The organism is Arthrobacter sp. YAF16 (genome assembly GCF_052113385.1).
Lineage (GTDB): Bacteria > Actinomycetota > Actinomycetes > Actinomycetales > Micrococcaceae > Arthrobacter.
In genome coordinates, this window is sequence record NZ_JBFRDC010000002.1 from 23,531 (window position 1) to 35,894 (window position 12,364).

11 protein-coding genes are annotated in these 12,364 nt (G+C 67.8%); 7 read left to right on the forward strand and 4 right to left on the reverse strand.

What is annotated here, in order from left to right:
- The first annotated feature begins 21 nt into the window (after window positions 1-21).
- The 6 genes from AB4Y91_RS07735 to AB4Y91_RS07760 are packed head-to-tail and all read left to right on the forward strand — an operon-like array spanning window position 22 to window position 7,116.
- Entirely contained in the window at window positions 22-1,062 is a 1,041-nt protein-coding gene (locus tag AB4Y91_RS07735; protein ID WP_441417911.1) for an aliphatic sulfonate ABC transporter substrate-binding protein, read from the forward strand.
- The gene (locus AB4Y91_RS07740) at window positions 1,062-1,973 is read left to right on the forward strand and encodes an ABC transporter permease (protein ID WP_441417912.1); all 912 of its coding nucleotides are present in this window, start codon (window positions 1,062-1,064) and stop codon (window positions 1,971-1,973) included. Before AB4Y91_RS07735 ends, AB4Y91_RS07740 begins: the two co-directional genes overlap by 1 nt.
- Window positions 1,964-4,069 (forward strand): acetate--CoA ligase, encoded by a 2,106-nt coding sequence (locus AB4Y91_RS07745; RefSeq protein WP_441417913.1) that lies wholly within the window; start codon window positions 1,964-1,966, stop codon window positions 4,067-4,069. Before AB4Y91_RS07740 ends, AB4Y91_RS07745 begins: the two co-directional genes overlap by 10 nt.
- Window positions 4,062-5,267, forward strand: a complete 1,206-nt coding sequence (sfnG, locus tag AB4Y91_RS07750) for a dimethylsulfone monooxygenase SfnG (RefSeq protein ID WP_441417914.1) — start codon at window positions 4,062-4,064, stop codon at window positions 5,265-5,267. Before AB4Y91_RS07745 ends, sfnG begins: the two co-directional genes overlap by 8 nt.
- Window positions 5,267-6,622 carry an O-acetylhomoserine aminocarboxypropyltransferase/cysteine synthase family protein gene (locus AB4Y91_RS07755; RefSeq protein WP_441417915.1) on the forward strand — a complete coding sequence of 452 codons (1,356 nt, stop codon included), beginning with the start codon at window positions 5,267-5,269 and terminating at the stop codon, window positions 6,620-6,622. Before sfnG ends, AB4Y91_RS07755 begins: the two co-directional genes overlap by 1 nt.
- Window positions 6,619-7,116 (forward strand): CoA-binding protein, encoded by a 498-nt coding sequence (locus tag AB4Y91_RS07760; protein ID WP_441417916.1) that lies wholly within the window; start codon window positions 6,619-6,621, stop codon window positions 7,114-7,116. The genes AB4Y91_RS07755 and AB4Y91_RS07760 overlap by 4 nt, the downstream gene beginning before the upstream one ends.
- 109 nt (window positions 7,117-7,225) lie before the next feature.
- Here AB4Y91_RS07760 and AB4Y91_RS07765 read toward each other — a convergent pair whose 3' ends face one another.
- From AB4Y91_RS07765 to AB4Y91_RS07780, 4 genes are all read right to left on the reverse strand, one after another.
- A complete protein-coding gene (locus AB4Y91_RS07765; protein ID WP_441417917.1) occupies window positions 7,226-7,930 on the reverse strand; it encodes a hypothetical protein in 705 nt (234 codons plus the stop codon).
- On the reverse strand, window positions 7,927-8,475 hold the full coding sequence (locus AB4Y91_RS07770) for an RNA polymerase sigma factor (RefSeq protein ID WP_441417918.1): 549 nt from the start codon (window positions 8,473-8,475) through the stop codon (window positions 7,927-7,929). The genes AB4Y91_RS07765 and AB4Y91_RS07770 overlap by 4 nt, the downstream gene beginning before the upstream one ends.
- Before the next feature lie 88 nt (window positions 8,476-8,563).
- Window positions 8,564-9,040 (reverse strand): hypothetical protein, encoded by a 477-nt coding sequence (locus AB4Y91_RS07775; RefSeq protein ID WP_441417919.1) that lies wholly within the window; start codon window positions 9,038-9,040, stop codon window positions 8,564-8,566.
- A gap of 393 nt (window positions 9,041-9,433) precedes the next feature.
- Window positions 9,434-10,723, reverse strand: coding sequence for an adenylosuccinate synthase (locus AB4Y91_RS07780; RefSeq protein WP_441417920.1), 1,290 nt, complete (start codon window positions 10,721-10,723; stop codon window positions 9,434-9,436).
- Window positions 10,724-11,101: 378 nt separating this feature from the next.
- Here AB4Y91_RS07780 and AB4Y91_RS07785 point away from each other — a divergent pair, with 378 nt between their 5' ends.
- Window positions 11,102-12,310, forward strand: coding sequence for a cobalamin-independent methionine synthase II family protein (locus AB4Y91_RS07785; RefSeq protein WP_441417921.1), 1,209 nt, complete (start codon window positions 11,102-11,104; stop codon window positions 12,308-12,310).
- Window positions 12,311-12,364 lie beyond the last annotated feature (54 nt).

Below are 12,364 nucleotides of genomic sequence, written 5' to 3' on the forward strand. Positions count from 1 at the left end.
ACCGTTCTCAAAGGAACCTCCATGCCCTTCGCCCGCAAGACCACCCGCCGCTCGGTCCTCACGGCCGCGGCCGTCTCCGCCGCCCTGGCCCTCACCGGCTGCGTCGCCGGCGAGGGTTCCGGCAAGCCCGCAGCAAGCGGCGCCGCCGGGACCGCCGCACTGAACATCGATTTCGCGACCTACAACCCGTTGAGCCTCGTGATCAAGAAGAAAGGCTGGCTCGAGACAGCGTTGAAGGACCAGGGCGTCACCGTCAACTGGGTCCAGTCCGCCGGCTCGAACAAGGCCAACGAGGCGCTGCGGTCCGGCGCGATCGACGTCGGCTCCACCGCCGGCTCGGCTGCCCTCCTGGCCAAGGCCAACGGATCGCCGATCAAGGCGATCGACATCTTCTCGCAGCCGGAGTGGGCGGCGCTCGTAACCAAGCCGGGCTCCGGCATCAGCACGGTGGCCGACCTCAAGGGCAAGTCGGTGGCGGCCACCAAGGGCACCGACCCGTACTTCTTCCTGCTCCAGTCGCTCTCCGAAGCCGGCCTGTCCGCCAAGGACGTGACCGTGCAGAACCTGCAGCACGCCGACGGCCGTGCGGCGCTGGAAAACGGCTCGGTGGATGCGTGGTCCGGGCTCGACCCGATCATGGCCGGGGCCGAGCAGAAGGGCGCCAAGCTCTTCTACCGGAATCTCTCCTTCAACACCTACGGCTTCCTGAACGCCACCGAATCCTTCCTTAGGGAGAAGCCCAGGCAGGCGCAGGCCGTCGTCAACTCCTACGAGAAGGCGCGTGCCTGGGCGGCGGCCAACCCGGAGGAAACCGCACAGATCCTCGCCGACGCCGCCGGCCTGGACCTCGCCGTCGCGAAGACCGTGGTGCTGCAGCGCAGCAACCTCGATGTCGACCCGGCGCCGGGCGAGGCCCAGCGCAAGGTGCTGGCGAAGATCGGCCCGACCTTCGTGGAAACCGGGGACGTTGCAAGCCAGAAGCAGATCGACGACGCCGTCGCCTCGCTTCTCGATGACTCGCTGGTGAAGAAGGCGGACGCGTCCGCCATCAAGGATTCCTGATGACCCACCTCGGAAATCCCTACCTCACCGGCAACAACGTTGCGGACGGGCGCGCTGCAGCCGTCCCCGCAACTCCGGCAGACGCCGCCCAGCCGGACTCCCCCGTCACGGGTGGAGGCGGCTCCCCGGCGAACGGATGGTCCCCCGCCGGGATCCTGGCCAACGGCTGGGCGCGTCTGCTCCTTGGACTGATCATTCCCGCTGCGGTGCTGGCCGCCTGGCAACTCTCCACGGCCGCCGGGGTGTTCAGCGTGGTCCAGCTTCCGCCGCCGGCCATGGTGCTGGAGGCCGGCCTAGACCTGCTCCAGCGCGGCCAGCTCGGCCAGCACATCGCGATCTCCACCCAGCGCGTGCTGATCGGCTTCGCGGCCGGCGCGGCGCTGGGACTGGTGTTTGGGTCCCTGGTGGGCCTGTCCCGGTTCGCGGATGCCCTGCTCGCGCCCACCATCGGCGCGCTCCGGGCCGTCCCGTCGCTGGCCTGGGTGCCGTTGCTGATCCTCTGGATGAAGATCGGCGAGGACTCCAAGATCACCCTGATCCTGATCGGCGCGTTCTTCCCGGTCTTCACCACGGTCTCACTCGCGCTGCGTCACGTGGACCGGAACCTGGTCGAAGCGGCGCGGGCCTTCGGGCTCAAGGGCGTGAAGCTGCTGACCACGGTCCAGCTCCCGGCGGTGGTGCCGGCCGTGTTCTCCGGGCTCCGGCTCGCGCTGGCCCAGGCCTGGCTGTTCCTGGTCGCCGCCGAACTCATCGCCTCCTCAATGGGGCTCGGTTTCCTGCTGACGGATTCGCAGAACAACGGCCGCACGGACCGGCTCCTGCTGGCGATCGTGCTGCTGGCCGTGATCGGCAAGGTCACCGACGCCCTGCTGGGCCTCGCCGAAAAATGGGCGGTGAAACGATGGGCGTAGCTACCGAGACAGCACCGGCCAGTCTCCCGGCCATCGGGGAAGAGCGCATCGCGTTTTGGGAGGCGGCCGCCCTCCGGCTCGACTGGGCGGACGTGCCGGGCCAGGACAAGCCCTGGCACACCGCGCACCGCTGCGTCCCGGCCGACGCCGCGGCCGGCATGGGCCCGCAGATCAGCTGGTTCGACGGCGGGAAGCTCAATGTCGCCTACAACTGCGTCGACCGTCATGTAGCGGCGGGACGTGGTGACAAGGTGGCACTGCATTTCGAGGGCGAGCCCGGCGACCGCCGCACCATCACTTACGCCGAACTGCAGCGCGACGTGGCCAAGGCCGCCAACGCCCTGCTGGAGCTCGGCATCGCCAAGGGCGACCGGGTGGTCATTTACCTTCCGGTGATCCCCGAAACGGTGATCATCACCCTGGCCGTGGCCCGGATCGGCGCCATCCACTCGCTCGTGTTCGGCGGTTTCTCGGCCGAGGCGCTCAAGTTCCGGGTGGAAGACACGGGCGCCAAGCTGCTGGTCACCACCGACGGGCAGTTCCGCCGCGGCGTCGCCGTGCCGGTGAAGGCGAACGCGGACGCGGCCGTCGCCGGGGACAACGCGATCGAACACGTCCTGGTGGTCAACCGCACCACCGCGCCGGAACACCTGGCCGCCGTCCCGATGACCGCAGGCCGTGACGTGTGGTGGCACGACGCCGTCGGGGCCGCCTCCGACGTCCACAAACCCGAGGCGTTCGACGCCGAGACACCCCTGTTCATCATGTACACCTCCGGAACCACCGGAAAGCCCAAGGGCCTGGTCCACACCTCCGGCGGCTACCTCACGCAGGCGTCCTGGAGCTTCGAGCATCTCTTCAGCAACCCGGACCCGGCCCTCCGCGACCGGGACGTGCACTGGTGCACGGCGGACCTGGCCTGGGTCACCGCCCACACCTACGAGCTCTACGGCCCGCTCTCCAACGGCGCCACGCAGGTGATCTTCGAGGGCACGCCCAACACCCCGCACCCGGGCCGGCACTTCGAAATCATCGAACGCTACGGCGTCACGCAGTACTACACCGCCCCCACCCTGGTCCGGTCGCTGATGGGCTGGTTCCCGGACGGCGTCCCGGCCGGCTACGACCTCTCCTCCATCCGCCTGCTGGGCACCGTCGGCGAAGCCGTCAACCCCGAGGCATGGCGCTGGTTCCGGGAGAACGTGGGCGCCGGCACGGCGCCGGTGGTGGACACCTGGTGGCAGTCCGAAACCGGCGCCACCATCCTCTCCCCCGCCCCGACGGACACCGACTTCAAACCCGGCTGCGCGGCCCGGCCGCTGCCCGGCGTCGGCACCCGGATCGTGGACGAGGCGGGCAACACCGTCCCGCCCGGAGTCCAGGGCTTCATCGTGGTGGACGCCCCCGGCCCTGCCATCGCCCGGACCGTGTGGGGGAACCCGCAACGCTACTTCGATTCCTACTGGCGCCAGTACGCCGAGCAGGGCTGGTTCCTCGCCGGCGACGGCGCCAAGTACGACGACGACGGCGACATCTGGATACTCGGGCGGGTGGACGACACCCTCAACGTCTCCGGGCACCTGCTCTCCACGATCGAGATCGAATCTGCCCTCGTCTCGCACCCGGACGTCGTGGAGGCCGGCGTCTGCCCGGTCGCCGACCCGAAGACCGGGCACGCGATTGTGGCGTTCGTTGTGCTTCGGGAATCGGCGATGATCCCCTCCCGCCGCTTAGCGTTCCCGGACTCCCCCGAGCTCGCAAGCTCGCCCGGGGACCCCGGTCCGATCACTTCACTCGCTCGTTTCTCGCTCGCGCGATGCGCGGCTACGGAGGAAATCACCGCGGATTTGAAGGCTTGGGTCGGAGAAAGGATCGGGCCGATCGCGAAGCCGCGCGACGTCGTCGTCGTTCCCGATGTGCCGAAGACCCGCAGCGGCAAGATCATGCGCCGGTTGCTGACGCAGCTGTTCGAAGGAACCACGCTCGGCGACACGACCTCCCTGCAGAATGAACCGTCGATCGCCGGCATCCAGACCGTCCTGCGCGACCGCAATAACACCGGAAATACCCCAGAAGTAAGGAACACCAATGACTGACACCAGCAGCGTCGCCCGTCTTTCCGAACCCCTGAAGTTCGCCTACTGGGTCCCCAACGTCTCCGGCGGCCTGGTGGTGTCCACCATCGAACAGCGCACCGGCTGGGACTTCGAGTACAACAAGAAGCTGGCCCGGATCGCCGAGAACTCCGGCTTTGAATACGCGCTGACCCAGACCCGCTACGCCGCCTCCTACGGCGCGGACAAGCAGCACGAGGCCACCTCTTTCAGCCTCGCCCTGCTGGCCGCCACCGAGCGGCTCAAGGTGATCTCCGCCGTCCACCCGGGCATGTGGCACCCCGGCGTGCTGGCTAAATTCATCATCACCGCGGACCACATCTCCAACGGCCGCGCCGCCGTGAACATCGTTTCCGGCTGGCTCAAGGCCGAATTCGAGAACTTCGGCCTCGAATGGCTCGAACACGACGAGCGCTACGTCCGGACCGAGGAGTTCATCCGCGTGCTCCGCGGGCTGTGGACCGAGCAGGAGTACAGCCAGTCCGGCAAGTACTACAACATCACCGACTTCACCCTGCAGCCGGCACCCGTGGATGTGCCCGGGCGGGCGCACCCGGAGATCTTCTTCGGCGGCAACTCCACCGCGGCCCAGGCCACGGCAGGCCGGGTCGCGGACTGGTACTTCTCCAACGGCAAGGACCTGGAAGGCTTCAAGGAGAACATCGCCGGCGTGGTTGCCGCTGCCGGCGAGACAAAGCGCGGCGCTGAGGGGGCTCTCCCCTCCCCCAGGTTCGGCCTGAACGGCTTCGTCATCGCCCGCGACTCCGAGAAGGAAGCCCGCGACACCCTGCGCGAGATCGTCGAGAAGGCGCACAAGCCCGCCGTCGAGGGCTTCCGCGCCGCCGTCCAGGAGGCCGGCGCGTCCACTAAGGACGGCAAGGGTATGTGGGCCGACTCCAGCTTCGAGGACCTGGTCCAGTACAACGACGGTTTCAAGACCCAGCTGATCGGTACCCCGGAGCAGATCGCCGAGCGGATTGTGGAGTACAAGAAGATCGGCGTGAACCTCTTCCTCACCGGCTACCTGCACTTCCAGGAGGAGGTCGCCGCGTTCGGTGCGGACATCCTGCCGATCGTGCGCGAACTCGAGGCGGACCTCGCGCGCAAGCACGGCGTCGAGCTCGACCTGTCCGGCACCCCGGCCGCCACCGGCACTGCCAGCAAGCTGGTGAACGCGTAATGGCTGACCGCAAGTTCGGTTTCCGCACCCGCGCCCTGCACGCCGGCGGCACGCCCGACGCCGAACACGGCGCCCGGGCCGTGCCGATCTACCAGACGACGTCCTTCGTGTTCAAGGACACCCAAGACGCCGCCAACCTGTTCGCGCTGCAGAAATACGGCAACATCTACTCCCGGATCGGCAACCCCACGGTGGCCGCGTTTGAAGAGCGCATCGCCTCGCTGGAGGGCGGCATCGGCGCGGTGGCCACATCCTCTGGCATGGCCGCGGAGTTCATTACCTTTGCCGCGCTCACCCAGTCCGGCGACCACATTGTGGCGGCATCCCAGCTTTACGGCGGCACAGTGACTCAGCTGGACGTCACGCTGCGCCGTTTCGGGGTGGACACCACGTTCGTGGCCGGCACCGACCCGGCGGACTACGCCGCCGCAGTCCGGGACAACACCAAGGCGATCTTCGTCGAGGTGGTGGCCAACCCCTCGTCGGAGGTCCAGGACCTTGAGGGGCTGGCCAAGGTTGCACACGACGCCGGCATCCCGCTCGTCGTCGACGCCACCTTGAGCACCCCGTACCTGGTTCGGCCGATCGAGCACGGCGCGGACATTGTGATCCACTCCGCCACGAAGTTCCTCGGCGGCCACGGCACCACCCTCGGCGGCGTCATCGTCGAAAGCGGCCGCTTCAACTGGGGCAACGGCAAGTTCCCCACCATGACCGAACCGGTGGCCTCCTACGGGAACGTCTCCTGGTGGGGGAACTTCGGCGAGTACGGCTTCCTCACCAAGCTGCGTTGCGAGCAGCTGCGCGACATCGGACCCGCACTGTCCCCCCAGTCGGCGTTCCAGCTGCTGCAGGGCGTGGAGACGCTCCCGCAACGCCTGGACGAGCACCTGAGGAACGCCCAAGCGGTGGCCGAATGGCTTGAAGCCGACGAGCGGGTGGCCTACGTCAACTATTCCGGCCTGCCCTCGCACCCGCACTTCGACCGGGCCCGGAAGTACCTGCCGCTGGGCCCCGGCTCGGTGTTCTCCTTCGGCGTCAAGGGCGGCCGAGCCGCGGGCCAGAAGTTCATCGAGTCCCTGCAACTGGCCTCGCACTTGGCCAACGTGGGCGACTCGCGGACCCTGGTGATCCACCCCGGCTCCACGACCCACCAGCAGCTCAGCCCGGCGCAGCTCGAATCCGCCGGCATACCGGAGGACCTCGTCAGGATTTCGATCGGCCTCGAGGACATCGAGGACATCCTCTGGGACCTCGACCAGGCCCTGGACGCGGCAACCGAAGAGCCAGCCCCGGACACATCCGCCGGGGAAGTCCTTCCCGCGGATACCTGCACGATCGGAGCAAACGCATGAGCACCGAAGAAACCCGTACCTGGACCGGCCCGTCGGCGCCCGAGCGGTTGGCCCTGCTGCGCCAGGCCAAGTCGATCGCGATTGTGGGTGCCTCGGACAAGCCGTCGCGGGCGAGCTACTTCGTCGCGACCTACCTGCAGTCCTCGACCCGCTACAAGGTCTACTTCGTGAACCCGGTGGTGAAGGAGATCCTGGGCGAGCCGACGTACGCTTCGCTCGCTGACCTGCCGGAAAGCCCGGACATCGTCGACGTGTTCCGCAAGCATGATGACCTGCCCGGCGTGCTGGACGAGGCCATCGCCGCGGGCGCCAAGACGCTCTGGCTGCAGCTGGGCTCGTGGCACGAGGACGTCGCGAAGGAAGCCGAAGCGGCCGGACTCGACGTCGTGATGGACCGCTGTGTGAAGATCGAGCACGCCCGCTTCCACGGCGGCCTGCACCTGGCGGGCTTCGACACCGGTGTCATCTCCTCCAAGCGGCAGGTCCTCGCCTAAACGAGGCCCCTAAACCCAACTAGCTCGCAGTTGTTGTCGTATTGAGCACTCAATACGACAACAACTGCGAGCTACTTGGGTTAACCGGGATGCCCAGGCGGCGCGACCGCTACGGCTTGGCGGTGGGGAAAGCCGTCGGAAGCCCGGGAAGTGCGGGGGACGTCGGCAGCGGCCCGGGTACGAGGCCCCGGCCGTTCTGGCCCTGGGAGCCGGGCTTTACGGGCCGGTGTCCCGGCGTCGGAAGAACTCCGCCGCGGCCGACGGCGGGAGGAGTAGCGACGGGGCCGGCATGCTTCGGGACCTGCGCCGTTGCGGGGGCCGAGGGCGCCGCCGGACCAGCCAGGGACGGAGACGTGCCAGCCGGCACCGGAACCGGGGCCGCCGGCAGATCCGAGGGCGTCCCGCCGGAAGGGGCAGGGGTCCGGCTGGGGGCGGCGGGGTGGAAGATAACGCCGAGGGTGTGGCCCACATTCTCACGGAAGTCGTGGCTGGAGGCCGCCACGGCGCCGGCGCCGAGGCTCATTGCACCGATTACGGCGCCACCAATCAGGGCCATCCGGCGTTTGTGGCCGCGCCGCCGGTCCGCCAGGTTGCTCACACCGGCCGGAAGGTCGTCGGCGGAGCGGGCCACCGCATCAGCTGAACCGGCGGAGAGCAGCGCGGCAAGGTCTGCGCGGGGCGCCGGTGCCTGCTCCGGCACCAGGGCCTGCAGCTGCTCGAGGGTGCTGCGGAGTTCGGCGGCAGCTTCGAGGCCGGAGTCACGGAGCATCGCCTGGATGCTGCCATCCTGCTGGGGGTCGCGCGTGCCGGTCATGATGCTGCGTGGTCCTTTTCGGTTACAAGTTCGCGCAGGGCACTGAGCCCGCGCCGCTGAAGCTGTTTGATGGCACCCGGGGTCTTACCCATGATGCCGGCCACCTGATCGATGGAGAGGTCTGCGACGATCCGCAGGACCAGGACTTCCCGCTGCTCTTCGTTGAGCCGGGCAAGTGTGTGGGACAGGCCGCCCAGGGAACCAAGCGCCTCGTCCTCCGCGGAAGCGGAACACCGCGCGTCGTTCAGCGGGTCATATTCGGCCAGGTACGGTGTGCGTTCGGCGCGCCGGTGATGGTCGACCAGCCGGGCATGGGCGACGGAGAAGATGAAGGTCCGCAACCCGGTGTGGCCGCCGGTGACGTTGGCCAGTCTCGGCAGAACGTCCACGAAGACGTCCTGGGTGAGGGCCTCGGCGTCGTCGACGCCCTTGGCCCGGAAGTAGCCGAGCACCGCCGGGGAGATCACGGTGTAGACGGCGCTGAATCCTGACGGGTCGCCAGCCAGAGCTGCTGACAGTTCATCGTCGCTCAGCTGGTCTGCCAAGAGGCTTTCCTTCCGTTACTGCAGGGGGTGCGGCCCCCGATAGTCTAGCGGCCGCACCCCGTCGCCTCCGAAGAGAGGCGTTTGGTGCTTACTTGTCGAGCTTGGGCTGCTCAACCGACGGAACAGCCGGCACGGCCTTGACAGCCGGGGCGCCCTTGGCGGCGGGAACGGCCGGGGTGGCGACGGTTACGCCGGCGTGGGCCTTGGCCTCGGCAGCGCCCTTGGCATTGGCGGCACCGTCGACGGCAACGCCGTCCTTATCGGCGGACACGGAGCCCTCAGCGGCACCCTCGGTACCCTCGACGTCGGCGTCGCCCTTGGCGGACCCGTCAGCGTTCGGGGTAGCCGGAACGGCCGGAACGGCCGGGGTGGCGGGTGCGTCGGGCAGTTCCGTGGTAGCCGGAACGGCCGGAACAGCGGGGGTGGCGGGCGTAGCGTGGTTCACTTCAGCCTGCTGGGTGCTGGACGTCTGGGCCGCGTTGGCCAGGCCGATTCCGGAGAAACCTCCGACCGCGAGAATCGCGGCGCCGACAGCAATCTTGGTGGTCTTGCTAACACTCTTCATGTAAAACGTACATCCTTTGGTTGGTTGAAGGCTGGCCGGCGCCTGATGGGGGCAGGCGCCAGCCGGCACTTACGGTCGAAGTCCTGTCGGCGCCTGATGGGGCAGGTGCCCGTCGGATCTCTCTCGAAGTCCCCGGCGCCTGATGGGGGCAGGCGCCGGTCGGATCTTCAGCTACAAGGCCGGCCGGACCTGGTGGGGGGACCAGGGCTCCGGGCGGCGCTTACAAAGGAGTAATCGCTGGGGCACACCGAAAGGTTACGCATCGATGAGAATTTCTTTTTTGTTTTTTGGGCGGCCCCCGCGACGGTCCCGAACTGCGGCTTTAACGACGACGGCGGCGGGCCACCATTGCAGGTGACCCGCCGCCGCCGTCGTGCGTCGGTTGCTGAAGCGTCAGTCGTTGATGAGGTCGTTGACCACGATCGTCTGGTCGCGGTCCGGGCCGACGCCGATCGCGGAGAACCGGGTGCCGGAGAGTTTTTCCAGGGCCAGCACGTAGTTCCGGGCGTTCTCCGGCAGGTCGTCCAGGGTGCGGGCGCCGGTGATGTCCTCGGTCCAGCCCTCGAAGTACTCGAAAATCGGCTTGGCGTGGTGGAACTCGGTCTGGGTCATCGGCATTTCGTCGTGGCGGACGCCGTCGACGTCGTAGGCCACGCAAACGGGGATCTGCTCGATGCCGGTGAGCACGTCCAGTTTGGTCACGAAGTAGTCCGTGAAGCCGTTCACTCGGGAGGCGTGGCGCGCCAGGACGGCGTCGTACCAGCCGCAACGGCGCGGACGGCCGGTGTTAACGCCGAACTCGCCGCCGGTCTTCTGCAGGTACAGGCCCATCTCATCGAACAGCTCCGTGGGGAACGGTCCGGCGCCGACACGGGTGGTGTAGGCCTTGATGATGCCGATGGAGCGCGAGATCCGGGTGGGGCCGATGCCCGAGCCCACGGAGGCTCCGCCCGCGGTGGGGTTCGAGGAGGTCACGAACGGGTAGGTGCCGTGGTCGACGTCGAGGAACGTGGCCTGGCCGCCCTCCATGAGGACCACCTTGCCCTCGTCCAGGGCCTTGTTCAGCACGAAGGTGCTGTCGATGACCAGCGGGCGCAGGCGTTCGGCGAAGGACAGGAAGTAGTCCACGATCTCGTCCACCTCGATGTCCCGGCGGTTGTAGACCTTGACCAGCAGTTCGTTCTTCTGCCGCAGCGAGCCTTCGACCTTCTGCCGCAGGATGGAGGCGTCGAACACATCCTGGACGCGGATGCCGAGGCGGGCCACCTTGTCCATGTAGGCGGGGCCGATGCCGCGGCCGGTGGTGCCGATGGCGCGGCTGCCGAGGAACCGTTCGGTGACCTTGTCCAGCACCTGGTGGTACGGCGCCACGAGGTGGGCGTTGGCGGAGACGCGCAGCTTGGAGGTGTCCGCGCCGCGGGCTTCGAGGCCATCGATCTCCTGGAACAGGGCTTCAAGGTTCACCACGCAACCGTTGCCGATCACCGGGACTGCGTTCGGGCTCAGGATGCCAGCAGGAAGGAGCTTCAGCTCATACTTCTCACCGCCCACGACGACGGTGTGCCCGGCGTTGTTGCCGCCGTTGGGCTTCACGACGTAGTCGACACGGCCGCCGAGCAGGTCGGTGGCCTTACCTTTGCCTTCGTCGCCCCATTGGGCTCCGACGATCACGATTGCTGGCATGGGATCCTCCCCCATTCGTTCGGGCCGGACTGTGTGTGATCCACCAGGTGGTCACCGCAGCTCAGCACCGTTCATGAGAATGCCCCGGATCTACCGCTGTGCTCTTACCATCAACGCCAGAGTCCGGGGCTCTTACCACCCAAGTTTAGCCGAAATCGGTGGCCGGCACCGTTTTTGCTCCCCGCGTGCACACTGCGACACATAGCGGGCACGACTTGCGGCAAAGGCGTGGGTGGAATTAAGTGAGAGTGACCATCCCGAGCGGCCGAGGGACCTGGACCGTTGACGCCGCAGCAACCCTGCCGGACTCAGCCTGCCTCCGTGGCCGGCCTGCCAGCGAGGGTGCTACCGCCAGGACCGATGGAAGGAAACCGCGCCATGTCCCAGAACACCGACCACATCCGCGTCACCCACGCCGGCTCATTGCCCCGGACGCCGGAGCTCATCGCCGCGAACGAGGCCAAGGAAGCCGACGGCGTCACCCCCGAGTTCCTGGATCTGCTGGAGACCTCGGTGGTGGACGTCGTGCAGCGCCAGAAGGATCTGGGCGTCGACATCCCCAACGACGGCGAGTACGGCCACACGATGTCCAGCACGGTGGACTACGGCGCCTGGTGGAACTACTCCTTCTCCCGGCTCGGCGGACTGGAACCCACCGAGGTGGACCGCTGGGCCGACGCCAAGGTCCACCGTTCCTCGCCGGGCCACATCGTCCTCACCTCGTTCCCGGACCGCCGTGACCGGCAAAAGTTCAACGACGCGTACAACGACCCCTCCTCCGGGATCCTGGCCCACCGCAAAGCCGTCACACAGCCAAAAATCGCCGGGCCACTGACGTACACCGGCCAGGCGCTCGTGGCCTCGGACATCACCAACCTCAAGACCGGCCTGGCCGCGGCCGGCCTCACCGAGGGGTTCGTCGCCTCCCTCTCCCCCGGTTCCTGCGCCCGCGTCGCCAACGAGTACTACCAGAGCGATGAGGAACTCCTCTACGCCTGCGCCGATGCCATGCGCGAGGAATACAAGGCCATCATCGACGCCGGCCTGACCGTCCAGCTCGACGACCCCTCCCTGGCCGAGAGCTGGGACCAGATCAACCCCGAGCCGAGCCTCGAGGACTACCTGAAGTTCATCCAGCTCCGGGTCGAAGCCACCAACTGGGCGCTGCGCGACCTCCCGCAGGACCAGATCCGGCTGCACGTGTGTTGGGGATCCTGGCACGGACCGCACACGACGGACATCCCCTTCGCGGACATCATCGGCTCCGTCCTGCAGATCAACGCCGGCGCCTACTCCTTCGAGGCGGCCAACGTGCGGCACGAGCACGAATGGCGGGTCTGGGAGGACACCAAGCTTCCCGAGGGAAAGTCGATCATCCCCGGCGTCGTCTCCCACGCCACCAACGTCGTGGAGCACCCGGACCTGGTGGCGGACCGGATCGTGCGCTTCGCGGACCTGGTGGGCCGCGAAAACGTGATTGCGTCCACGGACTGCGGCCTCGGCGGCCGCGTCCATCCACAGATCGCCTATGCCAAGCTCGAAGCGCTCGGGGAAGGCGCACGGCGGGCCAGCAAGCGGCTCTGGTAGCCGGACCGGGCCGGCCGGCCGCTGCCGGCCCGGGCAACTCGCCGGACATTTCGC

Bases quoted from the DNA above. Each gene is read 5' to 3' on its own strand.
- AB4Y91_RS07785 (WP_441417921.1), top strand. From the start codon at position 11,102: ATGTCCCAGAACACCGACCACATCCGCGTCACCCACGCCGGCTCATTG.
- sfnG (WP_441417914.1), top strand. From the start codon at position 4,062: ATGACTGACACCAGCAGCGTCGCCCGTCTTTCCGAACCCCTGAAGTTC.
- AB4Y91_RS07780 (WP_441417920.1), bottom strand. From the start codon at position 10,723: ATGCCAGCAATCGTGATCGTCGGAGCCCAATGGGGCGACGAAGGCAAA.
- AB4Y91_RS07775 (WP_441417919.1), bottom strand. From the start codon at position 9,040: ATGAAGAGTGTTAGCAAGACCACCAAGATTGCTGTCGGCGCCGCGATT.
- AB4Y91_RS07760 (WP_441417916.1), top strand. From the start codon at position 6,619: ATGAGCACCGAAGAAACCCGTACCTGGACCGGCCCGTCGGCGCCCGAG.
- AB4Y91_RS07745 (WP_441417913.1), top strand. From the start codon at position 1,964: ATGGGCGTAGCTACCGAGACAGCACCGGCCAGTCTCCCGGCCATCGGG.
- AB4Y91_RS07755 (WP_441417915.1), top strand. From the start codon at position 5,267: ATGGCTGACCGCAAGTTCGGTTTCCGCACCCGCGCCCTGCACGCCGGC.
- AB4Y91_RS07740 (WP_441417912.1), top strand. From the start codon at position 1,062: ATGACCCACCTCGGAAATCCCTACCTCACCGGCAACAACGTTGCGGAC.
- AB4Y91_RS07765 (WP_441417917.1), bottom strand. From the start codon at position 7,930: ATGACCGGCACGCGCGACCCCCAGCAGGATGGCAGCATCCAGGCGATG.
- AB4Y91_RS07735 (WP_441417911.1), top strand. From the start codon at position 22: ATGCCCTTCGCCCGCAAGACCACCCGCCGCTCGGTCCTCACGGCCGCG.